General features: G+C 65.9%; 22 protein-coding genes. 18 read left to right on the forward strand and 4 right to left on the reverse strand.

Annotation, left to right across the window (positions count from 1 at the left end; all coding sequences use genetic code 11):
* The first annotated feature begins 24 nt into the window (after window positions 1–24).
* The 6 genes from ACTJI5_RS03420 (at window position 25) to ACTJI5_RS03445 (ending at window position 9,468) form a co-directional block, all read left to right on the forward strand.
* Window positions 25–2,175, forward strand: coding sequence for a hypothetical protein (locus ACTJI5_RS03420; RefSeq protein WP_440859414.1), 2,151 nt, complete (start codon window positions 25–27; stop codon window positions 2,173–2,175).
* A gap of 115 nt (window positions 2,176–2,290) precedes the next feature.
* Window positions 2,291–3,133 carry a 5-dehydro-4-deoxy-D-glucuronate isomerase gene (gene kduI, locus ACTJI5_RS03425; RefSeq protein WP_310254495.1) on the forward strand — a complete coding sequence of 281 codons (843 nt, stop codon included), beginning with the start codon at window positions 2,291–2,293 and terminating at the stop codon, window positions 3,131–3,133.
* 185 nt (window positions 3,134–3,318) lie between these two features.
* Window positions 3,319–3,858, forward strand: a complete 540-nt coding sequence (locus tag ACTJI5_RS03430; RefSeq protein ID WP_310254497.1) for an RNA polymerase sigma factor — start codon at window positions 3,319–3,321, stop codon at window positions 3,856–3,858.
* Window positions 3,842–4,807, forward strand: coding sequence for a FecR family protein (locus tag ACTJI5_RS03435; protein ID WP_310254499.1), 966 nt, complete (start codon window positions 3,842–3,844; stop codon window positions 4,805–4,807). The genes ACTJI5_RS03430 and ACTJI5_RS03435 overlap by 17 nt, the downstream gene beginning before the upstream one ends.
* A 78-nt stretch (window positions 4,808–4,885) precedes the next feature.
* Entirely contained in the window at window positions 4,886–7,807 is a 2,922-nt protein-coding gene (locus tag ACTJI5_RS03440) for a TonB-dependent receptor (RefSeq protein ID WP_440859415.1), read from the forward strand.
* A 14-nt stretch (window positions 7,808–7,821) separates the two neighbouring features.
* Entirely contained in the window at window positions 7,822–9,468 is a 1,647-nt protein-coding gene (locus ACTJI5_RS03445; protein WP_440859416.1) for an FAD-dependent oxidoreductase, read from the forward strand.
* Between the two features lie 49 nt (window positions 9,469–9,517).
* On the opposite strand, the gene ACTJI5_RS03450 is transcribed toward ACTJI5_RS03445, so the two are convergent.
* Complete coding sequence (locus tag ACTJI5_RS03450) at window positions 9,518–10,555, reverse strand: AraC family transcriptional regulator (protein ID WP_058536244.1); 1,038 nt, start codon at window positions 10,553–10,555, stop codon at window positions 9,518–9,520.
* A gap of 111 nt (window positions 10,556–10,666) precedes the next feature.
* Here ACTJI5_RS03450 and ACTJI5_RS03455 point away from each other — a divergent pair, with 111 nt between their 5' ends.
* The 8 genes from ACTJI5_RS03455 to ACTJI5_RS03490 all read left to right on the forward strand — a co-directional run bounded on the left by ACTJI5_RS03455 (window position 10,667) and on the right by ACTJI5_RS03490 (window position 19,380).
* Window positions 10,667–11,644, forward strand: coding sequence for a quinone oxidoreductase family protein (locus ACTJI5_RS03455; protein ID WP_058536243.1), 978 nt, complete (start codon window positions 10,667–10,669; stop codon window positions 11,642–11,644).
* A 12-nt stretch (window positions 11,645–11,656) separates the two neighbouring features.
* The gene (locus ACTJI5_RS03460; RefSeq protein WP_440859417.1) at window positions 11,657–12,505 is read left to right on the forward strand and encodes a TauD/TfdA dioxygenase family protein; all 849 of its coding nucleotides are present in this window, start codon (window positions 11,657–11,659) and stop codon (window positions 12,503–12,505) included.
* A 20-nt stretch (window positions 12,506–12,525) separates the two neighbouring features.
* The gene (locus ACTJI5_RS03465) at window positions 12,526–13,590 is read left to right on the forward strand and encodes a 3-keto-5-aminohexanoate cleavage protein (RefSeq protein ID WP_058536241.1); all 1,065 of its coding nucleotides are present in this window, start codon (window positions 12,526–12,528) and stop codon (window positions 13,588–13,590) included.
* A gap of 15 nt (window positions 13,591–13,605) precedes the next feature.
* The gene (locus tag ACTJI5_RS03470) at window positions 13,606–14,190 is read left to right on the forward strand and encodes an RBBP9/YdeN family alpha/beta hydrolase (protein WP_440859418.1); all 585 of its coding nucleotides are present in this window, start codon (window positions 13,606–13,608) and stop codon (window positions 14,188–14,190) included.
* Window positions 14,187–14,570 (forward strand): carboxymuconolactone decarboxylase family protein, encoded by a 384-nt coding sequence (locus tag ACTJI5_RS03475; RefSeq protein ID WP_058536239.1) that lies wholly within the window; start codon window positions 14,187–14,189, stop codon window positions 14,568–14,570. Before ACTJI5_RS03470 ends, ACTJI5_RS03475 begins: the two co-directional genes overlap by 4 nt.
* Window positions 14,571–14,615: 45 nt before the next feature.
* Window positions 14,616–15,914: an MFS transporter gene (locus tag ACTJI5_RS03480; protein WP_440859419.1), complete on the forward strand. Its 1,299-nt coding sequence runs from the start codon at window positions 14,616–14,618 to the stop codon at window positions 15,912–15,914.
* 11 nt (window positions 15,915–15,925) lie between these two features.
* Window positions 15,926–16,924, forward strand: a complete 999-nt coding sequence (locus ACTJI5_RS03485; protein ID WP_440859420.1) for a YeiH family protein — start codon at window positions 15,926–15,928, stop codon at window positions 16,922–16,924.
* A 101-nt stretch (window positions 16,925–17,025) separates the two neighbouring features.
* Window positions 17,026–19,380 carry a TonB-dependent receptor gene (locus ACTJI5_RS03490; protein ID WP_440859421.1) on the forward strand — a complete coding sequence of 785 codons (2,355 nt, stop codon included), beginning with the start codon at window positions 17,026–17,028 and terminating at the stop codon, window positions 19,378–19,380.
* A 44-nt stretch (window positions 19,381–19,424) separates the two neighbouring features.
* On the opposite strand, the gene ACTJI5_RS03495 is transcribed toward ACTJI5_RS03490, so the two are convergent.
* A complete protein-coding gene (locus tag ACTJI5_RS03495; protein ID WP_440859422.1) occupies window positions 19,425–20,045 on the reverse strand; it encodes a TetR/AcrR family transcriptional regulator in 621 nt (206 codons plus the stop codon).
* Between the two features lie 65 nt (window positions 20,046–20,110).
* Between ACTJI5_RS03495 and ACTJI5_RS03500 the strand changes: the two genes are divergently transcribed.
* From ACTJI5_RS03500 to ACTJI5_RS03515, 4 genes are read left to right on the forward strand one after another with little or no spacing between them, the layout of a single operon-like run.
* Complete coding sequence (locus ACTJI5_RS03500) at window positions 20,111–21,277, forward strand: aromatic ring-hydroxylating oxygenase subunit alpha (RefSeq protein WP_440859423.1); 1,167 nt, start codon at window positions 20,111–20,113, stop codon at window positions 21,275–21,277.
* Entirely contained in the window at window positions 21,274–22,155 is an 882-nt protein-coding gene (locus ACTJI5_RS03505; RefSeq protein ID WP_439511653.1) for an alpha/beta fold hydrolase, read from the forward strand. Before ACTJI5_RS03500 ends, ACTJI5_RS03505 begins: the two co-directional genes overlap by 4 nt.
* Window positions 22,145–23,017: a thioesterase family protein gene (locus ACTJI5_RS03510; RefSeq protein WP_440859424.1), complete on the forward strand. Its 873-nt coding sequence runs from the start codon at window positions 22,145–22,147 to the stop codon at window positions 23,015–23,017. Before ACTJI5_RS03505 ends, ACTJI5_RS03510 begins: the two co-directional genes overlap by 11 nt.
* Window positions 23,014–23,634 carry a GNAT family N-acetyltransferase gene (locus tag ACTJI5_RS03515; protein WP_440859425.1) on the forward strand — a complete coding sequence of 207 codons (621 nt, stop codon included), beginning with the start codon at window positions 23,014–23,016 and terminating at the stop codon, window positions 23,632–23,634. The genes ACTJI5_RS03510 and ACTJI5_RS03515 overlap by 4 nt, the downstream gene beginning before the upstream one ends.
* A gap of 30 nt (window positions 23,635–23,664) precedes the next feature.
* On the opposite strand, the gene ACTJI5_RS03520 is transcribed toward ACTJI5_RS03515, so the two are convergent.
* Window positions 23,665–25,023, reverse strand: coding sequence for an HlyD family type I secretion periplasmic adaptor subunit (locus ACTJI5_RS03520; protein WP_058536230.1), 1,359 nt, complete (start codon window positions 25,021–25,023; stop codon window positions 23,665–23,667).
* On the reverse strand, window positions 25,020–26,774 hold the full coding sequence (locus tag ACTJI5_RS03525) for a type I secretion system permease/ATPase (RefSeq protein WP_310254535.1): 1,755 nt from the start codon (window positions 26,772–26,774) through the stop codon (window positions 25,020–25,022). The genes ACTJI5_RS03520 and ACTJI5_RS03525 overlap by 4 nt, the downstream gene beginning before the upstream one ends.
* Between the last annotated feature and the right edge of the window lie 26 nt (window positions 26,775–26,800).

The raw sequence follows: 26,800 nt of genomic DNA on the forward strand, positions 1-26,800 counted from the left end.
AATGACGAAAAACAGGAGGATGGTTTGAACAGGAAACGGATTTTCACCGCGCTGGCGCTGGCAACCGCGATAACCGCTGTCGGCTTGGCGGGCGCGGCGCACGCGCAGGCACCGGCGACGGTTCTCAACGCGCCCAGCAAGGCGCTGCCCGGCGACGTGCGCGTTGCGCGGACACAGGGCTCGGTGGCGATCGACTGGCCCTCGGCCGAGGGTGAGCGCGCGCAGCTCGTCCTGTCGCTCGATCCCGGCAAGCCGCTGATCGAGGCGGTCTCGATCGCGGGCAAGCCGATCCTCGGCGGGATCGATCCCGCCGGGGTTGTCACCGTCGGCACGCGCGATCTCAAGGAAGGCTGGACGGTCTTCTTCGACAATCCGCGCACGCGGCCGTTCGAAAGCTTCCCGCTGACCCTCGCGCGCAGCGACATCAGCGTGCGCGCGGAGGGTGGCTATACCAAGGTGATCGTCGGCGGCGCGGCGGCCGGGCCCTTCTCGGGCACCTATCAGTTCACCATCTATCCGGGCTCGCGGCTGGTGCGTGCGGCGATGGTGATGTCGACGCAGCGCCCCGCCACCGCCTACACCTTCGATGCCGGGCTCAGCGTCGCGACATCGGCGGCGCTGCCGTGGCAATCGATCGCCTTCACCGATCTGTCCGACACGATCGTGCGCAAGGAAGGCGAGGCATCGCGCAAACCCGCGGTCTCGCCCAAGGTGCGCGCGCGCATGATCGTTGCCGAGGGCACCGCGGGCGGGTCGCTGGGCGTGGTCCCGCCGCCGCATCAATTCTATTATCCGCTCGACTATGCCAACAACGACAATTCGGCGTGGTACGGCAGCGACTATCGCAACCTTGCCGGTCGCACGAGCTTCGGCGTGCGTCAGACGCTCGAGGGCGACCGGCGCTACGTCCCGTGGGTCAACGCCCCGCCGGGCACGACGCAGGACATGGGCGTGTTCCTGCTGCCCGACAGCGGCGACGCCGCGAGCGTCACCAAGGCCGCACTCGCCTATACCCGCGGCGACCGCTTCAAGGCGCTCGACGGGCACCGCACCTTCACCAGCCACTATCATGTCGAGCATACCGAAGCCTTCCTCAACACGGCGCGCTTCCAGCAATCGACCGGCGTGCCCGACGGGCTGGAGTCCCCCGCCTTCGTCAAGCGCTTCAAGGACATGAACGTCGAGATCGTCCATCTCGCCGAGCTTCACCTCGGCCGCGAGGCGCTCGATCGCGCCGGCGACCGGCTGACCCTGCTCAAGACGATGCACGCCGAGACCGCGCGGCTGTCGGATGACAAGCTGCTGCTGCTTCCGGGCGAGGAGCCCAACGTCCAGCTCGGCGGGCACTGGATCAGCTTTTTCCCCAAGCCGGTCTATTGGACGCTCGACCGCAAGGAGGGGCAGCCCTTCGTCGAGAATGATCCCAAGCTGGGCAAGATCTATCATGTCGGCTCGCCGGAGGATGTCCTGAAGCTGATGCAGGACGAGAAAGGCCTGATGTGGACCGCGCACCCGCGGATCAAGGGTTCGTATGGCTTCCCCGACAAGCATAAGGACACGCCCTTCTTCAAGAGCGACCGCTTCCTCGGCGGCGCGTGGAAGAATATGCCGTCGGACTATTCGCTGCCGCGCCTCGGCACCCGCGTGCTCGACACGCTCGACGACATGAACAACTGGGCGGCGAAACCGTCCGAGCGCAAATTCGCCCCCGGCGAGGTCGACGTGTTCCAGCTCTCCGACGAGAGCGAGCTCTACGCGCATATGAACATCAACTATCTCCGGCTCGACGGACCGTTGCCGCGCTATACCGATGGCTGGCAGAGCGTGCTCGACGCGCTGCGCGGTGGCCGCTTCTTCACCACCACCGGCGAAGTTCTGATCCCCGAATTCACGATCGACGGGGCGAAGAGCGGCGAAGAAGCCGCATTCGGACGCAATGCCGTGGTGCGGGCGAAGATCGAATGGACCTTCCCGCCCGCCTTCGCCGAAGTCGTGAGTGGCGACGGCAAAAAAGTCTATCGCGATCGCATCGACCTGACCGGCGGGGCGCCGTTCGGGACGCGCACGATCGAAAAGCGCGTCAACCTCAGCGGCCGGAAATGGGCGCGCATCGAGGTGTGGGACGTCGCGACGAACGGCGCCTACACGCCCCCGGTATTCCTGAAAGGGAAATAAGAACCTCCCCTGCCCGTGCAGTCGTCATCGCTTCGATGGCGACTGCACGTGGCCTTTTGACGCGGAGCGGTGCCCCCAACATACAGACCCGGCCCGGTCCTTCTTCGGAGCAGCCATGTTCGATCGAACCTATTACGCCACCCATCCCGACATGATGGCGGGCGTGTCCAATGACGAATTGCGCGATCGCTATCTCATTCAGAATTTGTTTCGCCCCAACCAATGCGTGCTCAACTACACCCATGCCGACCGGCTGGTGATCGGCGGTGTGCTGGTCGAGAGCGGGAGTGTCCGCCTGCCTGATCAGTCGGAGCCCGCCTCCGCTGCCGGCCACGCGTTCCTCGAGCGGCGCGAGCTCGGCATCGTCAACGTCGGCCGCGCCGTGGGGACGGTCACCGTCGATGGCGAGCCGTTCGCGCTAGGCGCGAAGGACAGCTTGTACGTCACGATGGGCGCGAAAGACGTCAGCTTTTCCGGCGACGATGCACGTTTCTACCTCGCCTCCTCCCCCGCCCATCGCGCCTTCGAGACACGAAAGCTGCCGCTCGCCAGCGCGAAGATACTCGAGCGCGGCAGCCTTAAGGAAGCGAACGACCGGACGATCCATCAACTCGTCATTCCGGGCGTGTGCGACAGCGCGCAGCTCGCGATGGGCCTCACGATCCTCAAGCCGGGAAGCGTGTGGAACACGATGCCGCCGCACGTCCACGAACGCCGGAGCGAGATTTATTTCTACTTCGATCTCGACGATCCCACGCAAGGCCGGGTGATGCACTTCATGGGTCAGGGCGACGCCACGCGTCATATCGTCATGGCGGACGGCGAGGCGGTGATCTCCCCGCCCTGGTCGATCCACATGGGCGCCGGCACCGGCGCCTACGCGTTCATCTGGGTCATGGCGGGCGAGAACCAGGACTATGACGACATGAACGTCCTCGACATCTGTCAGCTCGCCTAACCTGCTGATATTTAACCGGCGATCGCCGGAAACGGCGAGCGACGGCCTTCAGGCGTCGCAGCGGAGGCGGATCGAGCGGAATTAAACAACCTGATTCAGCATCTCGGTTGACGGAAACGTCGCGGTCGGGCCTCTTAGAGGGTGAGAGGAGTGAAACGACGGAACGCGAGGCGCTAGCCGAGTGGGTGGGACGCGAGATCCTGCCGCACGAACGCGACCTGCGGCTATGGCTGCAGCGACGGCTCGTCGCCGCGGCCGACGTGGAGGACATCGTGCAGGAATGTTATTGTCGCCTTGCCCAGCTCGATGACGTCGCGCACGTCACGACGCCGCGCGCCTATCTGTTCACCATGGCGCGCAACCTGGCGCAGCGGCAGCGCAAGCACGCACGCGTCGTCCGGATCGAAGCGCTGGCGGAAACCTTCGATGCCGAATCGGAAAGCGACCAGCTCTCGCCCGAACGGTTCGCCGCCGCGCGTCAGGAACTCGAGCGCGTACAGGCGGCGCTCGCCACCCTGCCCGAGCGCGCCCGGCGGATTTTCCTCATGCGCCGGGTCGAAGGGCTGACCCAAAAGGAAATCGCGGCGGCGATGGGCGTGAGCGAGGCGGTGGTCGAGAATGACGCGAGCCGCAGCCTGCGCGCGATCCTGAAGCTGATCACCGAGCCGGAACCCGAGCAGGCAAGATTGTCGGACGGAGGCGTTGCGCATGCGCGATCACGCTGAAGAGGCCGCCGCCTGGGCGCTGCGTCACCCGCTCGATGCGGCCGGACGCGCCGAGCTCGAGGCATGGCTGGCACAGGATCGCCGCCATGCCGGTGCGCTGCTCCGCGCGCAGGCGGGGTTGAGTGCGATCGACCGTGCGGTGGCAGGGGGCACGGTGGCAGCGGGCGCGCCTATCGATGTTGCGCGCCCCCTTCCCCCCGCCACCGCCCCGACGCGGCGGTGGCTGCTCGCGGGCGCCGGCGGCGCGATGGCGGCGGGGATTGCCGGGATCGTCGCCTGGCCGCACCTGATGGTCGAGCGCGTGACGACCGCGCGCGGCGAGATCAGGCGGCTGCCGCTCGCCGACGGCTCGGTCGCCACGATCGACACCAGCAGCAGTTTGCGCGTCGCGATGGCGGACGACAGCCGCCGCATAGCACTGCGGGAGGGGCAGGCCTGGTTTCAGGTCGCCAAGGATCGCAAGCGCCCCTTCGTCGTCGATGCCGGCATCGCGCAGGTGCGCGCGGTCGGCACCGCCTTCTCGGTGCGCCGCACGGACAGCGGCGTGCGCGTCGCCGTCACCGAAGGCAGGGTCGCCGCCTGGGCAACCGACAGCGGCGGGACGATGACGATCCTGGAGGCGGGGCAATATGCCACCTTCCGGCCCGGCGCGGCGGCGCCCGAAATCGCGACCGAGCCCGCCGCGATCGAGCGATCGCTGGCGTGGCGCAGCGGCGAGATCTCGCTGGAAAACGAAACGCTGGGCAGCGCCGTCGAACAGTTCAACCGCTACAATCGCCAACAGCTGGTGATCGCGGACCCGGATCTGGCGAGCGCGCGGCTGGTGGGGCTTTTCCAGATCGACCGCCCCGCCGATTTCGCTGCAACGTTGAGCGCCTCGCTCGACGTCGCCGTCACGACCACCCCTGGCGAGATCCGGCTGGCGCGAAAAAAGAACCCGCTACCCTGACGGAAACCCGCCGGCGCGGACTCTTGGTATCGAGAGCGCACCGGCAATAGGGCGCCCGATGAAAAGGGGAGGATCGAATTGACGCACGCGCGTATTCATCTGCTGGGGACCGCCGCCGCAATCATATGCGGCGTGGCTTCGCCCGCCGAGGCGGCCGCACAAGTCCGCCGTTTCGACGTTCCCGCGCAGGCCGCGCAGACCGGCATCCCGATGTTCGCGCATCAGGCCGGCATCCAGATCCTCGCACCCGGGGCCATTACCGAAGGCTTGCGGGTCAATCGCGTCAAGGGATCGATGGAAGTAGCCGCGGCGCTGCGGCTGCTCCTGTCCGGCACCGACCTGGTCCCGGTCAAGGTCGGCAAAGCGTTCGTGCTGAAGCGCCGCGCGGCGGTCACGCAGGCAAGCCTGGCGGAGACTCCCGCACAACAAGCTTCCGGCCCTGCAGCCGGCACGCAAGCCGGCGAGGACATCGTCGTCACCGGCATCCGCGCGTCGCTTCAGGAGTCGATCAACGCCAAGCGCGAAGCACAGTCGATCGTCGACGTCATCACCGCGCAGGACATCGGCAAGATGCCCGACCAGAATGTGGCGGAAGCGATGAGCCGCGTGACGGGCGTCCAGATCAGCCGGCGCGAGGGCGATGGATCGAACTTCACCGTGCGCGGGATTTCGCAGAACCGGCTCGAAATCAACGGCCGCAACTATATCGGGCCGGGCAATGGCGGTAACGCGGCGCTGGAATCGGTGAGCCCCGAGATCATCTCCTCGATCCTCGTCATCAAATCGCCCACCGCCGACATGCCCGAGGGTGCGCTCGGCGCGACGGTGAACCTCAAGACCAAGCGCCCGCTCGACCTCAAGGACTTCGTCGCCGCCGGACGCCTCCAGGGCGCCTATGCCGATCAGGCCGACCATGTCGGCTATCGCGGCTCGGCGATGGTTTCGAAGAGTTTCGGCGAGCGCTTCGGGCTGCTCGCCAGCGTCGCCTATTCGGACACGAAGACGCAGGGTCATTCGTTCGATGCCGGCGGCTGGACACAGACCGGCGCGATCGACGGCAATGGCGACGGCGTGGACGATCCGGGCCTGTACCGCCCGAACCGCTTCATGGCGCGCATCTTCGATCGCGCCGAACAGCGGCTGACGGTGAACGGCACTGCGCAGTGGCGCCCCACCGACACGCTCGAAATCATCCTCGACGCGACCTTCAACCACCTCAAGCGCCAGCGGAACAGCGTCAATTACCAGGTGTTGTTCAACAACAACGACACCGATGCGATCGTAAACGACAGCAACACGGTCGTCGCCGGCACCTTCACCGGCGTGACCGTCCGGCCGCTGATCTATGACGAGCCGACCGACCTCAAATCGACCCTGCTCGGCGGATCGGTGAAATGGGAGAGCGACCGCGCGCGGGTGAGCTTCGATATGTCCTATGCCCATGGCAAGGGCAGCGACGGCGGGCCGGGTGCGTCGTTCGCTTATGTGGTCGTGCCGCGCACGGGCAACACCGCGAACGCGAGCTATGATTTCAGGACCGGCAATCCGGTGCCGGATCTCTCGATCGACGCCAATTTCAACCCGAACGATCCGTCGCAATATCGGCTGCTGTCGATCTTCGACTATGACGCGGTGACCCGGAACAGCGGCTATGACGGGCGGCTGGACTGGGAGTATCAGACCGAAGGGGGCATCCTGTCCTCGGTGGAGACCGGGGTGCGCTACGAGCGCGTAAAGCTGCTCGCCGCCGATCCGCAGAACCTGCCTGTCGCGGCCAGCCTGCTCGCGGCCGACGACACGAACGGCGACGGCATCCTGACCGTCGACGAGCTACCCGGGCTCAGCTACGGCAAGGATTATGGCGCCTTCTTCCCCGGCGCCGACGGCGCCTTTCCCCGCGATCTCCTCGGCGGCACGCTCGACAAATGGGCCGCCCGCGATGGGCTGGGCCTTGCGAGGCCCGATCCCTCCGACACGACGATCACCGTCGGCCCGACCTCGATCAAGGACGTCAAACAGGATACGCTCGGCGCCTATGTGAAGGGCAATTTCGAGGGCGAATTCGGCGGCCTGCATTATTCGGGCAACGCCGGGGTGCGCTATGTCAGCACGGCGCGCGCGACAAAGGGATTTCTGTCGCCGACCGCCACGACCATGATCAAGGCCGATTTCAGCTATTGGCTGCCCAGCGCGAATCTGTCGATCGACTTCACCGACGATCTGACGCTGCGCCTGGCCGGGGCGGAGGTCGTTGCGCGGCCGGGCCTCAATCAGGTCAGCGCCAGCTTCGTGCCCAACACCGTCAGCATGACCGGCTCGCGCGGCAATCCCAATCTCCGGCCGTTCGAGGCGACGCAATATGACGCCACGCTCGAATGGTATTTCGCACCCTCGAGTTCGCTTACCGGTGCGGTCTTTTACAAAAAGGTCAATTCCTTCACCGTGAACACCGTGACCCGCGAGTTCATTCCCGGCTTTTCCGAGCGGTTCGGGCTGTTCGATATATCGCAGCCGCAAAATGGCGAGGATGGCGACATCAAGGGCTTCGAGCTCGCCTATCAACAAGCCTTCCGTTTCCTGCCCGCACCGTTCGACAATCTCGGCATCCAGGCGAACTACACCTATGTCGACAGCTCGACGCCGCTGGTCGATTCGATCACCGGCGAGAAGCTCCCGCTCCCCGGCCTGTCGCGCGACAGTTACACATTGATCGGCTATTATGAGGACGACATCTTCTCGGTGCGCGCGGCCTATACCTATCGCAGCAAATATCTGAACTCGGTTGGCGGCGCGGCCAGCGGCGGCAACACCTATATCTCCGCGCGCGGTCAGCTCGACGCATCGGCGCAGATCAACCTGACGCCCAATCTGCGCCTGACCTTCGAAGGCATCAATCTGACCAAGGCGATCGACCGCCAGTATCTGGGCGAACCCGATCGCCTGACGTTCAGCGCACAGGAGGATCGCCGGATCTTCTTCGGCGTGGCCGCCAGCTTCTGAGCAAGAGGATCACCATGGATCGCAAGCGCTTCCGCGCCCTCGCCACCCTGTCCGCCTGGCTTATGCCGATGGCGGCCATCCCCTCACCCGCGGCCGCCGAGCCGTATCCACGCGCCGATATCGTCATCTATGGCTGTACCTCGGGCGGGGTTGTCGCCGCGATCGAGGCGCGGCGCCTCGGCCGGTCGGTGCTGCTGGTGTGCCGCGAAGATTATCTCGGCGGCATGTCGACCAACGGCCTCGGCTGGTCCGACACCGGCAACCATCGCGCGATCGGCGGCCTGTCGCTCGAATTCTACCGCAAGGTGAAGCGATATTATGACGACCCGTCGGTCTGGACCCACGCCCCGCGCCCCGCCCGGGCCGAGAATTTCGTCGACGGCGATGCGATGTGGCAGTTCGAGCCGAAGGTCGCCGAGCGCATCTTCGAGGACTGGGCAAAACAAGCGGGCGTCATCATCGTGCGCAATCAGCCGCTCGACCGGTCGAAGCGCGGCGTCGAGATGGACGGCAATCGCATCACCGCGTTCCGCTCTAAAACCGGGCAGCGTTTCGAGGGCAAGGTCTTCATCGACGCGACCTATGAGGGCGACCTGATGGCCGGCGCGGGCATCAGTTTTACCGTCGGGCGTGAGGGCAACGCGACCTATGGCGAGACGCTCAACGGCGTCCAGCTCGCGAACACCACCAACCACCAGTTCACGCTCGACATCGATCCGTATCGCGTGCCCGGCAATCCCTCGAGCGGGCTGGTGCCGCGGATCAGCGCCGAACGCCCGGCGCGCGACGGCACGGCCGACCGCAAGATCCAGGCCTATACCTATCGCATGTGCCTGACCGACGTGCCGGCGAACCGCGTGCCCTTCCCCAAGCCAGCAGGCTATGACGCGAGCCAGTATATATTGCTCCAGCGCTACATGGACGCCGGCTATCGCGACTATTTCCGCAAGTTCGACCGCATCCCCAACGGCAAGACCGACACGAACAATTTCGGCGCCTTCTCGTTCGACAATATCGGGATGAACTATGGCTATCCTGAGGGCAGCGATGCCGATCGCGCCGCGATTGCGCGCGAGCACACAACCTATCAGCAAGGGCTGCTGTGGTTCATGGCGAACGACCCCGGCGTGCCCGCCGAGACCCGCGCGGAAATGTCGAAATGGGGGCTCTGCAAGGATGAGTTTACCGGCACCGGCCATTGGCCGCGCGAAATATATGTGCGCGAAGCGCGCCGCATGGTCTCCGACTTCGTGATGGCCGAACCGCATTTGCGCGGCACCAAACCGACGCCGCGGCCGGTCGGCATGGGCTCGTACAACATGGATTCGCATAATGTGCAGCGGATCGTCGACGCACGCGGCTTCGCGCGCAACGAGGGCAATATCGAGATCAGCCCCGGTCGCGCCTATCTGATCAGTTACGACGCGATCGTGCCGAAGAAGCGCGAAGCCACGAACCTGCTGGTGCCGGTCGCGCTGTCGGCGTCGCATATCGCCTATGGCTCGATCCGGATGGAGCCTGTGTTCATGATCCTCGGCCAGTCCGCGGCCGCGGCGTCATCGATCGCGATCGACGACCAGATCGCCGTGCAGGACGTCGACTACGACAAGCTTCGCGCAAGACTGACGTCGGAAGGGCAAATCCTCGAACTTGCGAACTGACAGGAACCCCGGACGCTAAACGCGTTCCGCTCGGCATGGGTCCCGCCGCCTAGTTACCAGGAGCGGACGATATGGGTTGCCTTTGGTTCGCCGAAATGCGCCATTGGCGCGGCGACACGCCGAATATCTGGCCATGCCAGCGGGTATAGGCGCCGATCGATCCATAGCCGAGCATCTCGGCAACATCGGTGATCCGCGTGCGCGGATTGGCGAGATATTGCGCGGAAAGTTGCATTCGCGCACGGTTGAGAAGATCGCTGAAGCTCGTCCCGTCGGCGTCGAGCATCCGTTGCAGCGTGCGCACTGTGGTTCCCATCGATTCGGCACAATATTGAACCGTGGCGCGGCCCGAAGGCAGCAGGAGCATGATCAACTGCTCAACCTCCTGTGCAGCCGTGCGCATCGCGGGGTTCATCACCGACGAGATCAGCTCGCGGGCATGTCCGGCAAGCGCGGAATCGGCGCGCGCCGCGGGCCGGTCGAGGTCGGCTGCGGCGATGACAAGGCCGTTGAACTCGCAGTCGAACGTAACATCGCAATGGAACAGCCGCCGATAGACCTGCATTTCTGACGCCTGCGGCTTGCCGCGCGAGAAGCACACCGAGAGCGGCGACCAATTGTCGCCCAGCACGCTCGCGCAGAGGCGCACGAGAACGCCCAGCGCGAGATCGGATGACTGGCGATGCGGCTCGGGGCTGCTCAGCGCAAAATCTTCGCGTAGCACGACCTCCTCGCCGAAAGGCTCGACATGCAGGACGAGCGTCGAGTTGATCTGGTTGCGAAATTCGGTGATCGCCTGAAGCGCCAGGCGGAGCGTCGGCTGGTGCGCGATCAACAGGCTGGCGACACCGAGATTGGCGAGCGCACGCTCCCCGGCCATGCGAAGGCCCAATGTCTCGCAGCCGGTAAACTCGGCGCTGCGTTCCAGAAGGCGCATGGTCGCTCGCGCCGAGATCAATTGTTCGGGATTCGCGAACAGTTCGGGCGACAGCCCGCATTCGCGCAGCAAAGGCCGCGGGTCGGCCCCCAGCCCCCGCATCGCCGGAAAATAGCCGGTCAGCGCCGCAACGCGGACGAGTTCCGCCACGCTTCTCTCCTCTGATCGCGCCCGTTGGCGTCTAATGCCAAAATTATGTCACGAAATGTGAAAAGTGCAAGCGGGCGCTGCTCTACCCCCAGCGGAACGGGAGAGTGAGAGATGGCCAAAGCCGTTCGTTTTTATGAAGCCGGTGGACCGGAAGTGCTCCGGATCGAGGATGTCGCGGTCGGCGAACCCGGTCCGGGCGAGGTCCGCATCCGCCATGTTGCGGTCGGCTGCAATTTTGCCGACACCTATTTCCGCTCGGGCTATTATCCCGCGCAGCTTCCCGCCGGGATCGGCGTCGAAGGCGCGGGCGTGATCGAAGCCATCGGCGAAGGCGTCACCGGTTTCGCGCCCGGCGACCGCGTCGCCTATAACGGCAGCCCGCTCGGCGCCTATAGCGCGGCGCGCGTCATGCCCGCCGCGCCGCTGTTCAAACTCCCCGATGCCATTTCGTTCGAGGATGCCGCCGCATCGACGATGCGCGGCCTGTCGGCAACCTATTGGCTCGCGAAGACCAATCCGCGGATGAAGGCCGGCGACACGATCCTGCTCCACGCCGCGGCGGGCGGGGTCGGGCTGCTCGCGGTGCAGCTTGCCAAGCTGATGGGGCTGCGCGTCATCGGTACCGTGTCGAGCGAGGCGAAAGCCGAAAAGGCGCTCTCGCTCGGCTGCGACGAGATCATCTTCTATCGCCGCGAGGATGTTGCCGCGCGGGTCAAGGAATTGACCGATGGCGAAGGCGTGACGACGGTGTTCGACAGCGTCGGCAAGGACACGTTCGAAGGCTCGCTGAAATCGCTGAAGCGCCGCGGCGTGTTCGTCGCTTGCGGCACCGCATCGGGGCCCTTCCCGCCGGTCGACGCCTTTCAGCTTTTGATGCAGGGGTCGGTCTATTTCACCCGCCCCGGCTTCGCCGATTATTATGCCGACCCCGCCGAGCGCGCCGAACTGTCGGACCTGTGGTTCGGCCATCTGGCCGCGGGCCGCGTCAAGGTCGAAATCGGCCAGCGCTATGCCCTTGACGACTGCGTCGCCGCGCATCGCGAACTCGAAGCCGGCCAGACGATAGGATCATCCATCTTCGTGCTCTGAGGGAGAGGGACGATGAAGATCGAAAAGCTCACCACGCATATCGGCGCCGAAGCCCGCGGCATCGACCTCGCCGAAGCCGCCCGCAGCGACGATCTGTTCGCCGAGATCCGCGCCGCACTGCTCGAACACAAGGTCCTGTTCCTGCGCGATCAGGACATCACCCGCGCCGACCATGTCGCCTTCGCCAGCCGCTTCGGCGCGCTTGAGGATCATCCGGTGGTCGGCAGCAATCCCAAGCATCCGGGGCTCGTCCAGATCTACAAGGACGAGACCTCGCCGCCCGATTATTATGAGAATAGCTGGCATTGCGACGCGACCTGGCGCGACGCGCCGCCAATGGGCGCGGTGCTGCGCTGCGTCGCCTGCCCGCCGGTCGGCGGCGACACGATGTGGGCCAATATGGCGAAAGCCTACGCCGACCTGCCCGACCCTGTGAAGGCGACCATCGCGCCCCTGAAGGCACGCCATTCGATCGAGGCGAGCTTCGGCGCACGGATGAGCGAGGATCAGCGCCACGCGCTGAAAGCACGCTTCCCCGATGCCGAGCATCCGGTCGTCCGCACGCATCCCGAGACGGGCGAGAAAATCCTGTTCGTCAACGGCTTCACGACGCACTTCACCAATTTCCACACCGCCGAAAACGTCCGCTATGGTCAGGATTATGCGCCGGGCGCGAGCCAGCTTCTCGCCTGGCTGATCGGCCGCGCGGCGATCCCCGAATATCAGGTCCGCTGGCGCTGGCAGCCGAACAGCGTCGCGATCTGGGATAACCGGTCGACGCAGCATTACGCCGTCATGGATTACCCGCCCACGATCCGCCGCATGGAGCGCGCGGGCATCGTCGGCGATCGCCCTTACTGATAACGAAAAGGAGAGAGACGATGCAATTTCTCGACGACAGCCTGCTTCCCGAAACGCAGGACAAATTGGTCATCACCGTCGCGCCCTATGGGCCCGAATGGCACCCCGACGATTTCCCCGAGGATATTCCGCTCACGATGGAAGAGCATATCCAGAAGGCGGTCGATTGCTACAACGCCGGCGCCACCGTGCTTCACCTCCATGTCCGCGAAGAGGACGGGTCGGGGTGCAAGCGCCTGTCGAAGTTCAACGAGCTGATCGCCGGGGTGCGCGAGCGCGTGCCCGATATGATCATCCAGGTCGGCGGCTCGATCTCCTTTGCTCCCGAAAGCGAGGAAGAAGGCGCCGAGGCGAAATGGCTGTCGGACGAGGTCCGTCACATGCTCGCCGACCTGAAGCCCGCGCCCGATCAGGTGACGATCGCGGTCAACACGACCCAGATGAACATCATGGATCTGATGACCGACGAGGAATATGGCCAGACCTCGCTCGCCAATCCGGCGCTGTATCAGGCCTATCGCGAGATGGTGGTGCCCGCGGGGCCGCAGTGGGTCGAGGAGCATCTGCGCCGGCTGACCGCGGCGGGTATCCAGCCGCATTTCCAGCTGACCTGCATGCCCGACATGGAAACGGTCGAGCGGCTCGTGCGCCGCGGGCTCTACAAGGGTCCGCTCAACCTGACCTGGGTCGGCATCGGCGGCGGCTTCGACGGGCCGAACCCCAATAATTTCATGGAATTCATCCGCCGCGCGCCCGACGGATCGACCGTCACGCTCGAATCGCTGATGCGCCACGTCCTGCCGGTCAATGTCATGGCGATGTGCCTCGGCCAGCATGTCCGCTGCGGCATCGAGGACACGCTCTACGACCAGCACGGCAACAAGATGACCTCGGTGCAGGGGATCGAGCAGATCGTCCGGATCGCGAAGGAACTCGGCCGCGAGGTAGCGACTGGCAAGGAAGCGCGCGAGATCTACAAGATCGGCGTGCAATATAATTCGGTCGAGGAAACGCTCGCCAAGCTCGGCATGGCACCCAACCGCCAACCCGGCCAGCGCGCGCTGCCGCTGCGCTACGCGGCCTGAGGCGGGAGCAAGGCGATGGCTTTCGGCGGCGAGACGACGATCCTCTTCGTTCCCGGGCTTCGGGATCATGTCGAGGATCATTGGCAGACCCATGCCGCGCGGGCGATCCCCGGCGCGGTGACGGTCGCACCACTCGCCGCCGACCGGCTCAGCCGCGCGGGGCAAGTGGCGGCGCTCGACGCCGCGCTTCGTGCCATAGCCGGCGAGGTGGTGATTGTCGCGCACAGCGCCGGGTGCCTGACGACGGTGCATTGGGCGCTCGCGCCAACACGGACGATCCGCGCGGCGCTGCTCGTCGCCCCCGCCGACATCGAAAATCCGCTGCCCGCGGGCTATCCCGAACCGGGCGCGCTCAAGGAAGGCGGCTGGCTGCCGATCCCGCGCAAGGCCCTGCCCTTCCCCGCGATCACCGTCGCGAGCCGCAACGACCCGCTCGCGGCGTTCGACCGGGTCGCGAGCTTCGCCGATGCGTGGGGCGCAGCGTTGCACGACGCCGGCGAGGTCGGGCATCTCAATCCGGCCGCGGGCTATGGACCGTGGCCCGAAGTATTCGGGCTGCTCGATCGGCTCGACGATCATGCCCGGAGCACGGTGCGATGAGCGCCACCCCCGTCAGCGACGCGATGCGCGCGGGCGGCCAGTGGAACGCCGCGTGGGACGAGATGGCGGCGCTCGATCCCGAGTGGCTCGAAACCTTCCTCGCCGCGGGCACATTGCCGCTGCGGCGCGGGATCCTCGATCCGAAGATCTATGAATTTCTGGCGATCGCGGTCGATGCCTCCTGCACGCATATGTACGCGCCGGGCACGCGCCGCCACATCGCCGCCGCGCTCGACAAGGGCGCGACGCCGGAGGAAGTGATGGCGGTGCTCGAAGCGGTCGCGGTGCTCGGACTGCATTCGGTCGCGCTCGGCGCGCCGATGCTTGTTCAAGAAATGAAAGCGCGCGGGCTGGCGATGCCCGCCGCGGCGCAGGATTGACATGATCGCGCCCACCGGCTTCCCGACAACGGATTGGAGACGGGCATGGCGGTAATGGCACCCACGGCGAACGGCGGCATCGCGGCCGGCGGCCCGCGCGACACGACGCTCTATGGATGGATCGTTTTCGCGCTGAGCTTCGGGCTCCTCATCTCCGACTATATGGCGCGGCAGGTGCTCAACGCGGTCTTCCCGCTGCTCAAGGCCGAATGGGCCTTGAGCGACGCCGAGCTCGGGCTCCTGTCAGGGGTCGTCGCGCTGATGGTCGGGCTGCTGACCTTCCCGCTCTCGCTTGCCGCCGACCGCTGGGGCCGGGTGCGCAGCCTCGCGTTGATGGCAGCGCTGTGGAGCCTCGCCACCCTCTTCTGCGCGGTCGCTGCGAGCTATCATCAGATGCTCGCCGGACGGATCATGGTCGGGGTCGGAGAAGCGGCTTATGGCAGCGTCGGCATCGCGGTGGTGATCAGCGTTTTTCCGCAGCGGTTGCGCGCGACGCTCTCGGCCGCCTTCATGGCGGGCGGGCTGTTCGGTCAGGTGCTCGGCGTCGCGATCGGCGGCGAAATCGCCGCGAGCCACGGCTGGCGGACCGCCTTCGCCGTGATCGGGCTTGCCGGCCTCGCGCTCGCGATCGTCTATCCGCTGGTGGTGCGCGAGAAACGGATCGCCGAGATCGCCGGATCGACCGCGCGCACCGCCGATACATCGGAGCCCGCGCCGCGCACCTCGCTCCGCGCGCTCTTCGCCAACCGCAGCGTACGCCTCGCTTATTGCGCAAGCGGCGTTCAGCTCTTCGCCGCGGGCGCGCTTCCCGCCTGGCTACCAAGTTATTTCAACCGCTATTATGCGATGCCGGTCGATGCGGCCGGACGGATGGCAGCGCTGTTCCTGCTCATCTGCGGCTGCGGCATGGTATTTTGCGGCATGGCGAGCGACCGCGCCGCGCAGGGCCGGCCCGACCGCAAAATCCTGCTTGCTTCGGGCTATGGCTTCGGTAGCGCGATCGCACTCACCGTCGCGCTGATGCTCCCGCCGGGACTGCCCCAGCTTGTCCTGCTCGGCATCGCCATGTTCTTCGTCGCCGGGACAACGGGGCCAGCGGGCGCGATGGTCGCGAACCTCACCCCCGCCGCGCTCCACGGCTCGGCCTTTGCGACATTGACGCTCGCGCATAATCTCCTCGGTCTCGCGCCGGGGCCGATCGCTACCGGACGGATCGCCGACGCGATCGGCTTGCTCGACGCGCTGCGCTTCCTGCCGATCGCGGCCGTCATCGCCGCGCTGCTCTTCCTCGCCGCGCGGCGCAGCTATCTCGCCGACCTCAAAACGGTCGCCTCCCAACCCTAGGAACCAGCATCATGCCATCATTCGCTGCGCGCGCCGCTGCCCCGGCGCCGGGCCTTGCCGTCGCGCTCGTCGTCGCCGCGACCGCGACCTTCCTCTCCGAACATTATGACGCGCCGGTCATGCTCTATGCGCTGCTGCTCGGCATGGCACTCAACTTCGTGACCGAGGCGCCGCGCGGCCGGGAGGGGATCGATTTCGCCGCCAAAGGGCTGATGCGGATCGGCGTTGCGCTGCTCGGCTTTCGTATCGGCTGGGACCAGGTTTCGGCGCTCGGCTGGGGGCCGGTGGTGATGGTCGTGACGCTTGTCGGCGCGACGATCCTCCTCTCGACCCTCGCGGCGCGCGCGATGGGGTTCAACCCGCTGTTCGGTTTCCTGTCGGGCGGCGCGACTGCGATCTGCGGCGCCTCGGCGGCGATGGCGCTGTCCGCCGCGCTGCCGCCGAACCCAAAGAAGGAACAGGCCACCCTGTTCACCGTCATCGGCGTGTCGGCGCTATCGACGTCCGCGATGGTCCTGTACCCGCTGATCACGCGTGCGCTCGGGCTCGACGATCATGCTGCCGGCGTCTTCATCGGTGCGACGATCCACGATGTCGCGCAGGTCGTCGGTGCCGGTTACGCAATCTCGCCCGATGCCGGCGACACCGCGACGATCGTCAAGCTGCTGCGCGTCGCGATGCTGCTGCCCGTCATCCTAGTCGCAGGACAGATCAGCCGGCGTGAAGCGGGTGCGGCGGGAACCGATCGACCGCCGCTGCTGCCCTGGTTCGTCGTCGCCTTCGTCGCGCTGGTCGCACTCAACAGCCTCGTCGCATTCCCTTCGACGGTCGCCGATGCCGGAAACACGCTCTCGCGCTGGTGCCTCGTCACCGCGATCGCCGCGATCGGCATGAAGACCCGGCTGGGCGATCTGGTGCAGGTCGGCTGGAAGCCCGTCGCGCTGATGATCGGCGAGACGGCGCTGCTCGCCGCGATGGTGCTCGGATGGCTCGCGATCGCGCCAATGTGACGCGCATTGCAAAAAACCTGTCACGAAATGTGAAATATCGCCGCCCGCGCACCGGTAGCCTTCGATCAAAGATCATCAATAGATCATCCTGGGAGGGAAAAATGAAGACGATTGCCTGCACAAGCCTTACCGCCTTCGCCGCGGTGCTCGCGGCCATGCCTGCCGCCGCGCAGCAAGCAGCCCCCGCCGATACCGCGACCGACATGGGCGACGCGATCGTCGTCACTGCGCAGAAGCGCGCCGAGAATATCCAGGACGTTCCAATCTCGATTGCGGCGGTCAGCGGCGAGACGATGGAAAGCGCCAATGTGCTGACCGTGATGGACCTTGGCCGCGTCGCGACCAATTTCCAGACGGTGCGCTCGTCGAACACCGGCTCGACGCGTATCGGCATCCGCGGCGTCGGCAGTCTCGCCAACACGCTGATCGAACCGAGCGTCGCGGTGTTCGTCGACGGCGTCTATGTCCCGCGCTCGGGTTCGATCCTCGGCGCCTTCCTCGACATCGACGGGGTCGAGGTGCTGCGCGGCCCGCAGGGCACGTTGTTCGGACGCAACGCCAGCGTCGGCGCGCTGTCGATCCGCAGCGCGCTGCCCGAGGATGAATTTTCGGGTGCGGTCTCGGCCGAAGCCGGCTCCTTCGACCGCTACAAACTGTCGGGCCACATCAACATCCCGCTCGGCGAGAATGTCTCGGCACGCGTTGCGGCGATGGGGCAATGGTATGACGGGCCGTGGAAGAACGTTTACGACGGCAAGACTTACGGCGCGTCGGACGACGTCGCGGTGCGCGGCACGGTGAAAGCCGAATTCGGCAATCTCGAATGGATCGTGCGCGGCGATTATACGCGGCTCGACGGCGACGGCGTCGTCAATTTCGATTTCGACCCCGCCTCGGTCGCCCCGGCACGGCTTGCCTTCCTCCGCGCGGCGTTCAGCGGCGGTCCCGACACCAATCTGAACGACCGGGTGATGAACCAGTCGGTCGCCTCGGGCCTGCTCGACAAGAATTGGGGCGTGTCGAGCACCGCCTCGCTCGAAATCGGCGGCGGATCGACGCTGCGCCTCGTCAACAGCTATCGCAAATGGACGAACGACCAGCTCGACGGCGACATCATCTTCCTGCCCGTCCCGCTCGCGACGCGGCGCAACCTGTTCGATTCGGGCAGCCAGAACCACGAACTGCAATTCATCTCGCCCGAACGCGAATGGCTGGGCGGCCATTTCGACATGGTTGCGGGTGTCTATTATTTCGAGGAGAAATTCGCGCTCGGCGAGCAGCTCAACATGGACACGCAGTTCTGCAACGTCCTCGTCCCGGCGGGGCCGGGACGCACCGCATGCGCGGCCTATTTCGCGAGCACCGGCGGCGTCGCCGCGACCGATCAGGACGTGTATCAGAAGGTCCGCAGCATCGCCGCCTATGCGCAGGGCAATATCTATCTTTCGGACGCGCTCACGCTGACCCTCGGCGGCCGCTGGACCAACGACCGCAAACGCGGCAGCTATTCGCAGCTATCGAGCCCCTTCACCCAGACGATCCGCGCGCCCGAAGTGCTCGACTATCCCGGCCTCTCCGAAAGCCGCTTCACCTATCGCGTCAGCCTCAACTACAAGCCGGCCGACGACGTGATGCTCTTTGCCACCCATTCGACCGGTTATAAATCGGGCGGCTATAATTCGGGCGGCGGCATACCGTCGCTCTCGACTTTCGACCCGCAGGGCAATCTGATCTCGACGCGCCGCGTCTTCGACCGCGAGACGGTCAAGAATTACGAGTTCGGCGCCAAGACAAGCTGGCTCGACCGCGCGCTCACTGCGAACATCACCTTCTTCCGCATGGACATCGCCGGCTTTCAGGATCGCGCCTTCGACGGGGTCAGCTTCGTCGTCCGCAACGCCGGCAACCTGCGCCAGCAGGGCTTCGAACTCGACCTGAAGCTCGCGCCGAGCGACCGCTTCTCGCTCTCGGGCTCGCTCGCCTATCTCGACTCCGAATTCACCGATTTCGCGGGCGCCTCGGGCCTGCCCGGTATCGGCGGGACACAGGACCTGACCGGCAAGCCGAACAGCTTCTCGCCCCCCTGGTCGGGCAATGTCGCAGTCGACTGGAACGGCGATATCGGATCGAGCGGCTGGACATGGGCGGCCAACGCCAATGTCTCGTTCGTGTCCGATCAATATGTCGGCACGGTCAACGACGCCAATCCGCAATCGATCGCCGACGGCTATGCTTTGCTCGGTGCGCGGCTGACGTTGAGCGGCCCCGACGACCGCTGGTCGCTCGCGATCTTCGGCAGCAACCTCACCAATACCCATTATCGCCCGCTCGCGGTCTATCAACCGCTCGGCGCGGCGCTCGGCCTCAACAACGGCGCCTTTCCGGGGAGCACGGCAAACCGCATCCTTGCCAACGAACCCCGAACCTATGGTGTAAACGCAACCGTCCGCTTCTAAAGCGATCGCTGCGGCACGGTACAAGTGATGCCGTGCCGCAGCGTCTACGCCTCCGGTCCTGCCGCCAGCACAGCATGCACCATATGCCGCAACTGCGATGCGAATATGTCGTTCATGGCCTGCGCGGCCTCCGTGCCAAAGATGCCCCGAAAGGTCGGGCCGGAGACGGCATGATAATTGACCGCGCCGAGCAGTTGAACCACGGTGGCGCGCAATTGGGCGTCCGAGGCGCCCGACCAGCCCGGCACGCCGCGAAGCATCGTTACAAGGTCGCCCAGAAACGGCTTGAGATACCAGGATCCGGCGCGTTCAGCCCGGACCTGATTGTCGAGGATTTCGCGCATCAACAGTCGCGACCGCTCGATCCGCGGCGGCGTGTCGGAAATCATCGCGACGAGCCAGTCCTGCAACCGCCGGGCCGCGTCGGCACCCGGTTCCGATGAAGCCTTCAGATCGGCCAGTTCGCCCGCGATCTGTTCCAGCACCAGTCCATAGAGACGCTCCTTTGTTCCGAAATGATGGAGCAATGCCTGCTTCGTCAGGCCAAGCTCCGCCGCGATCTGGGCGATGCTGACTCCGTAGAAGCCGCGCTCCGCGAATAGCGCGCGCGCTTCCTCGATCATGCGATCGCGGGTGGAGACGGAGGTTTTGAAAGCCGTGGCCATGCGCCATGGCTTGACGCCTACCGATCGGTAAGTCAACGTCCCTACCAACCGGTAAGGGGATTCGCATGGACCGCGGGGTCGAACTTGAACTGATCGATGAATTGCGGTCGCTCGCCGCGACGCGAAGCTTTTTCCTCGACGAGACCGTCGCGCAGAGCCCGGTCGAACAATATCTCGACGAAACACGCTTCACCCGCGAGCGTGAAGCGATCATGCGCCGCCTGCCCCAGGCCGCGGCGCATGTCAGCGAGCTCGCTGGCCCCGGCGCCTTCCTGCGCTGCGACGTCCACGGCCTTCCCGTCCTGCTGACGCGCGACAGGCAGGGCGCCGCGCATGCTTTTCTCAACGTCTGCCGCCACCGCGGTGCGCGGTTGGTCGAGGCCGCATCGGGTTGCGCGCATCGCTTCACCTGTCCCTATCACGGCTGGACCTATGCCAATTCGGGCCCGCTTGTCGGCGCCCCCCATTTCGAGAGCGGCTTCGGCGGGATCGACAAGGCGGGTATCGGCCTGAAGCCGCTGCCGGTGCACGAAGCCTTCGGTTTCGTCTGGGTGGCGGGAAATCCCGGCGGCGGCTTCGACTTCGACGGCTATTTCGCGCCGCTCGCGGACGAGCTCGACGCGCTGGGAATGGCGGCAATGACGATCGCGGCCGAGGACCGCATGGTCTGCAACGCCAACTGGAAGCTCCTGATCGAAGGCGGAATCGAATCCTATCACTTCCGCGTCGCGCATCGCGACACCATCGGCCCCTATTTCGAGGACAATCTCTCCGGCTATCGTGCGCTGGGGCCGCATCTGCGCTCGGTCCTGCCGCGCACCGGCATGGCATCGCTCACCGATACCTCGCGCGATGGCTGGCGGATGCGCGACCATGCCAACCTCGTCTACACGCTGTTTCCGACGACCCAGTTGCTCGTCCAGCAGGATCATGTGGTCTGGATCAGGCAGGAGCCGCTCGCGCCCGGCCGCACCAGTCTTCGCCTGGCTACGCTCGCCCCGACCGGCAGCGAACCGGGCGAAGCAAAGAGCAGCGACCATTGGCAGCGCAACCACGCGATCACCATCAAGACGCTCGAGGAAGACATCAGGATCGGCGAGGGCATTCACGCCGGGCTGGCTTCAGGCGCGAACGATCATTTCCTGTTCGGACGGTTCGAGGGAGCGCTCGACCGGTTCAATCAAACGGTGATGGAGCATCTCGACACCGCCGCCACAAGGAAGTCTGCATGACCGACGTCCAGCATAGACTACCGATGCAACAGCGCATCATTCGCTCGGCGGACGGTCTCGATCTCGTCGTCGATCATGGCGGCCCGGCGGGCGCCCCGGCGGTGATCCTGCTCCATGGCGGGGGGCAGACGCGACATAGCTGGAGCCGCGCGGTGGCGAGCTTGCGCACCGAGGGTTTGCAGACCCTGAACTTCGACGCGCGCGGGCATGGCGACAGCGACTGGTCGCCCGATGGTGCCTATTTCATCGGCGACCGGGCCAATGATCTGAAGGCTGTGGCCAGCCTCCTGCACGTCCCGTTCATCCTCGTCGGCGCCTCGCTCGGCGGCGCAACCGCAATTCACGCGATCCACGAGGGCTTGCGACCCGCGGGACTGGTGCTGGTCGATATCGTCCCCGAACCCGAGCCCCGCGGCATCGAGCGCGTCCTCTCCTTCATGCACAGTCACCGGAGCGGCTTCGCCTCGGTCGAGGAAGCCGCCGCCGCCGTCGATGCCTATAATCCGCACCGGCCCCGGACGCGCGATACGAGCGGCCTGATGAAGAATCTCCGCCGCCGCGACGACGGGCGGCTCTACTGGCATTGGGATCCGCGGATGCTGGACAGGCAGCGGTCGGACTCACTCGGCGCCCTGCCGGAAGCCGCCGAAACGCTGGCCACCCTCCCCGACCTTTCCGTCCTGCTCGTTCGCGGCCTGTCGAGCGATGTCGTGAGCGATGCCAGCGTCGCGGCGTTTCGCCGCCGGCTCCCCTGGCTCGAGGTCGCCGATATCGCCGGCGCGGGCCACATGGTCGCGGGCGACCGCAACGATATCTTCAACGATGCCATCATCGCCTTTTCCAGACATACGCTGCACAAGGAGCATCATGCCTCATAATCCGGCCTCGGCGTCGCCCGGTCAGCCCGCTACGGTATTCGCCCGGCAGGGCGATGTCTGGCACCCGACCATCCTGTCGAGCGGCCCATGGGACGCGCGCGCGCAGCATGGCGGAGCCCCCGGCGCATTATTTGCGTATCTCGCCGAAAACGCCCTGCCCGATCCCGAATGGCAGCTCTCGCGCCTGAGCATCGAATTGATCAAGCCGGTACCCGTCGCGCCGCTGACGACACATCAAGATATTCATCCCGGCCGTTCCACCACGCGCGTTACGATCGACCTGTTCGCCGACGAGACCCTGGTCGCCCGCGCCCATGCGCTTCTCGTACGCGGTCAGACTCTCGGTCTCCCGCCGGAAACGCCAGGCTGGCGACCCGCACAACTGCTGCCACCGCCGGACGAATGCCGCGATCCTCTCACTATTCCGGGCATGTCGACGGGCACCTCCTTCTACCATAGCGCGATGGAGCATCGCATGGCGCAAGGCGATTCGACCCGGCCCGGCCCTGCCGCGACATGGTTCCGCCTGACCGTCCCGCTGATACAAGACCAACCGACATCGCCCGCCATGCGCGCCGCGGCGGCCGCCGACTTTGGCAGCGGCGTGAGTTGGGTGCTGTCGGCCGAGCATTATCTTTTCGCCAACGCCGATCTCAGCCTGCACCTGCACCGTCCCGCGGACGGCGAATGGATCGGGCTGCTGTCCGAAACGCAAGTCCATGCCGGCGGGGTCGGCACCGCATTGTCGCGGCTTTACGACGAACGGGGTCCGATCGGCTTTGCCACCCAAACGCTGGTGCTGCGCGAGCGCCTGCCGTCGCCGATAGCCGTCAAGGCGAAAGAAGGCGCGTCGGCAGGATGAGCGCACCGCCGACGACGAAACTGGCGGTGACCGCACAGGAAGCGGCGGCGATCCGCACCGCCGTTAGCACCGCCGACCTCTCGCTCCTCGGCCCGACGCATCGCTTCGCGAGCCCTGATCATATCCCGGGCTTGATCGCGCTGCTCGCCGACCCGGCCATATCCGACCCGATCTATGACCTTCCCCGGCCTTTTACGGCCGACGTCATAGCGCACTGGATTTCAGACGCTCGCAAGCGGCAAACACGCGGCGAAGCGATATTGGCGGTGACGCTCGACGAACAGGGCGAGGTGTCGGGTTATTCCTATTTCACCATCTGGCCCGAGCGGTCGGCGGCCGAACTCGCCGGAGCGAGCCGGGCCGATGTGCAGGGCCGCGGCCGGGGCAAGGCAGGCGCCGCGCGCAGCTTCGCCTGGATGTTCGAGCATCTCGGCGTTCGCCTGATCGGCCTCACGGCCGCCAAGGACAATATACGATCCGCGCACGTGATCGAGGCGGCCGGGTTCCAGGCAAAAGGCGAACGACAGAGTATCAGGCCCGACGGATCGGTCCGCATCTCCAACTATTGGGAACTCGCCCGCGACGAATGGCGGGTCCTGCAGTCGAACCGCGGCTGAAGCGAGCGGCCAGCTCAACAGGGCTCACACCTAATGTTCCCGGCCGGCCCTCCACAATGTTTGCGTGAGGGGTTCGATCAGATAGCCGAGCGCGGTCCGTTCGCGCAGCGGCACCATCACCTCCGCGGGCATGCCCGCGCGCAAGCTGCCATCGCCCCGGAGAGCCGCAATCTTTTTCATTTCGGCGGGCGGAACGACAACCTCGATCTCGAAATATTCCATCCCCGTGCGATTGTCCTCGAAACTGTCCGCCGACACCTTGCTGATCTGGCCTTTCAGGATCGGCAGGCTGCGTTCCTGGATGCCCGAAAAGCGCACTTGCGTCTGCATGCCCGACGTCAGGTCGTCGGCGTCGTTCGGCGAGGCTTTCGCGAGCACGACGAGCGCCTTGTCCTGCGGCACGATTTCCATCAGCATTTCGCCCGGCGCGACGACACCGCCGACGGTGAAGACCTTCAGCCCGACGACGCGGCCGTTGGACGGCGCGCGGACGACCGACTGCGTCAGCCTTTCGCGCGTCGCGAACAGGCGCGGCTGCAGCTCGTCGAGGCGGACCTGGACCTCGCGCAGCTGGGTCGCGACCTCCTCGATCACCTGCCGGTCGAGCGATACCATCTGCAAGCGCGATTCGCCGATCGCCTCCTCCAGCCGCGCGACGTCGGACTGCAGCGCGCCGAAATCGCCGTCGAGCTGCGCCGAGCTGCGCTCCACCGCGCGCAGCCGGTTGGTCGAAACGAAACCGCGCTCGGACAATGTGCGGAGGCCGGTCAGTTCCTCGTTGATCAGACGCTGCTGAATCCGGTTCGATTCCATCTGGGCGCCATAGCCCCCGATCTGCTGGTTATGCTGCGCGATCCGCTGGCCCAGCATGCCCCGTTCGGTAACGCCCGAGCGTTGCCGCGCATCGAAAAGCAGGCGCTGGCCGCGCATTGCCTCGTCAGCAAGCACCCGATCGCCCGCGAGATAGGATGAAAATTCGGCCGGCCGCGCGATGTGCCGCGCGCCGTCGCGTTCGGCGGTCAATCGCGCGCGCTGCGCCAGCAAGGCCACGACTTCGCCGGTCAGGCCGCGTTCGGCGGCGACGATATCGGAGGCGGAGATTTTGAGCAGAACGTCGCCGCGGCGCACTTCGCTCCCCTCGGTCACCATCAAGGCGGTGACGATGCCGCCGTCCTTGTGCTGCACCGCTTGCCGATTGCCCGAAACCGACACCGATCCCTGCGCCATCGCGCCGGCGTCGAGCGGCGTGAACGCCGCCCAGCCGAGGAAGCCGACGAAAAAGGCCGCGGCGATCCATATCCCCGTGCGCAGCTCGCGCTTGGGGGAATCGATCGTATCGACGGGAAGCGGTTCGCCGTGCAAATCGTCGCCAAAGCTCATCGCGTTCATGGTTTTTTGTTCCTCGTCATCTTGATGACATTCGCCGCGGCGGCCGCGCTCTCGCGCAGCAATTCCATCACCTCGCCGCGCGGCCCCTGATATTCGATCACGCCATTTTTCAGCACCGCGAGGCGATCGGCGTCGCGCAGCGCCGACTGGCGATGGGTGACGATCATGATCGCCGTCTGGCGCAGCTTGGCGGCGGCGATGGCATCGTTCAGCGCCTCTTCGCCCTGGCTGTCGAGCGCGGCGTTCGGCTCGTCGAGAATGAGGACCTTGGGATCGCCATAGAGTGCGCGGGCCAGCGCGATGCGCTGCGCCTGCCCGCCCGACAAGCGCAATCCGCCATCGCCGATCGCGGCGTTATAACCACCGGGCAAATGCAGGATCAGGTCGTGAATGCCTGCGGCGATCGCGGCGCGTGTCACCTTGTCGTCGATGTCGACCGCATGTTCGCCGCGTGCCGCCGCAAAACGCGAGATATTTTCGCCGATCGTGCCCGGCAGCAGCGTCGGTTCCTGCGGCAGATAGCCGATGTGCGACGCGAGGCGTTCGGCATCCCAGTCGCCATATTGCGCTTCGTCGATACGGACTTCGCCGCCGTCGGGCGGGATCGCCCCCGCGGCGATGCGCGCCAGCGTGGTCTTGCCCGCACCCGAGGGACCGATCACGCCGAGCACCTCGCCGGGGATCAGCCATGTCGACACGCCGCGCAGGATCAGCGCGCTGTTGTCGGGCGAACGCAGCGAAATGTTGGACAGCTCGACATAACCCTCGGGCGCCGGCAGCGCGACGCGATCGCCGACCAGATTGTCGGTCGAACGGAACAGCGCCTCGATCGATGCCTTCGCCTGGCGCGCCTGCCCGATCGTCGGCCACGCCTGGACCATCTGCTCGATCGGCTGCAGCGCACGCGCCAGCAGCACCGACGCGGCGATGATCGCGCCCACCGAAATTTCGGCGTTGATCGCAAGCCAGGCGCCGACGCCGAGCGCCAGCGACTGCAGGAACATGCGCGCGAATTTGACCAGCCCGGTGTAGCGGGCGGCGGTCAATTGCGTGTTTGCGCTGGCCTCCAGCCCCGCGCGGCGATCGGCGATCTGGCGCGCGACCAGCGCGCGGCGCATCCCGAGCGCGCGGACGATCTCGGCCTTTTCGAACATCGACTCCTGTTTTGCATAAGCGGCCGCCATCGCCTGATGGCCCGTCGCGGCCGATTTCTTGGTCGCCCGCTCGTTGAGAAGCGCGAGGCCGAGGAGCACGACACCGGCGCCGAGGATCAACAGTCCGAGGGCGGGATGAATGATGAACGCGACCACGAAATAGAGCGGCGTCCATGGCAGGTCGAACAGGGCAATCGCCGATGGGCTGGCGACCGCACCCCGGAAAGTGTCGAAATCGCGCATCGCCTGTGCCGCCGCCGGGTCGGCATTGCCCTTTGCGCGGGCGAGCAGGCGATCGAGGATCGGGGCCGCCAGCTGGCGGTTGAGCCGCAGCGAGGCGCGCAGCATCAACCGGCTGCGCACCATGTCGAGCGCGCTGAGGCAGGCGATGGCGAGCGCGACGATGACGGTGATCCAGAACAAGGTCAGCACCCCGCCGGTCGGAACGACGCGGTCATAGACCTGCATCATGTAGATCGTCGGCGCGAGGTAGAGGATGTTGACGAGCGCGCTGAACGCGGCGGCCGCCACAAAATGCTGACGGCACGCGGCAAAGGCCTGTCTGATTTGCGGCGGAACGGCGGAATCGGTTCGCATGACCCTGGTTCTTTCCTGTTCGGTCG

The sequence above is a fragment of the Sphingopyxis sp. 22461 genome (assembly GCF_052044915.1).
Classification (GTDB): Bacteria; Pseudomonadota; Alphaproteobacteria; order Sphingomonadales; family Sphingomonadaceae; genus Sphingopyxis.

Bases quoted from the DNA above. Each gene is read 5' to 3' on its own strand.
- ACTJI5_RS03435 (WP_310254499.1), top strand. From the start codon at position 3,842: ATGCGCGATCACGCTGAAGAGGCCGCCGCCTGGGCGCTGCGTCACCCG.
- ACTJI5_RS03495 (WP_440859422.1), bottom strand. From the start codon at position 20,045: ATGGCCACGGCTTTCAAAACCTCCGTCTCCACCCGCGATCGCATGATC.
- ACTJI5_RS03500 (WP_440859423.1), top strand. From the start codon at position 20,111: ATGGACCGCGGGGTCGAACTTGAACTGATCGATGAATTGCGGTCGCTC.
- ACTJI5_RS03515 (WP_440859425.1), top strand. From the start codon at position 23,014: ATGAGCGCACCGCCGACGACGAAACTGGCGGTGACCGCACAGGAAGCG.
- ACTJI5_RS03510 (WP_440859424.1), top strand. From the start codon at position 22,145: ATGCCTCATAATCCGGCCTCGGCGTCGCCCGGTCAGCCCGCTACGGTA.
- ACTJI5_RS03485 (WP_440859420.1), top strand. From the start codon at position 15,926: ATGCCATCATTCGCTGCGCGCGCCGCTGCCCCGGCGCCGGGCCTTGCC.
- ACTJI5_RS03455 (WP_058536243.1), top strand. From the start codon at position 10,667: ATGGCCAAAGCCGTTCGTTTTTATGAAGCCGGTGGACCGGAAGTGCTC.
- ACTJI5_RS03470 (WP_440859418.1), top strand. From the start codon at position 13,606: ATGGCTTTCGGCGGCGAGACGACGATCCTCTTCGTTCCCGGGCTTCGG.
- ACTJI5_RS03480 (WP_440859419.1), top strand. From the start codon at position 14,616: ATGGCGGTAATGGCACCCACGGCGAACGGCGGCATCGCGGCCGGCGGC.
- ACTJI5_RS03460 (WP_440859417.1), top strand. From the start codon at position 11,657: ATGAAGATCGAAAAGCTCACCACGCATATCGGCGCCGAAGCCCGCGGC.
- ACTJI5_RS03465 (WP_058536241.1), top strand. From the start codon at position 12,526: ATGCAATTTCTCGACGACAGCCTGCTTCCCGAAACGCAGGACAAATTG.
- ACTJI5_RS03520 (WP_058536230.1), bottom strand. From the start codon at position 25,023: ATGAACGCGATGAGCTTTGGCGACGATTTGCACGGCGAACCGCTTCCC.
- kduI (WP_310254495.1), top strand. From the start codon at position 2,291: ATGTTCGATCGAACCTATTACGCCACCCATCCCGACATGATGGCGGGC.
- ACTJI5_RS03475 (WP_058536239.1), top strand. From the start codon at position 14,187: ATGAGCGCCACCCCCGTCAGCGACGCGATGCGCGCGGGCGGCCAGTGG.
- ACTJI5_RS03445 (WP_440859416.1), top strand. From the start codon at position 7,822: ATGGATCGCAAGCGCTTCCGCGCCCTCGCCACCCTGTCCGCCTGGCTT.
- ACTJI5_RS03525 (WP_310254535.1), bottom strand. From the start codon at position 26,774: ATGCGAACCGATTCCGCCGTTCCGCCGCAAATCAGACAGGCCTTTGCC.
- ACTJI5_RS03505 (WP_439511653.1), top strand. From the start codon at position 21,274: ATGACCGACGTCCAGCATAGACTACCGATGCAACAGCGCATCATTCGC.
- ACTJI5_RS03490 (WP_440859421.1), top strand. From the start codon at position 17,026: ATGAAGACGATTGCCTGCACAAGCCTTACCGCCTTCGCCGCGGTGCTC.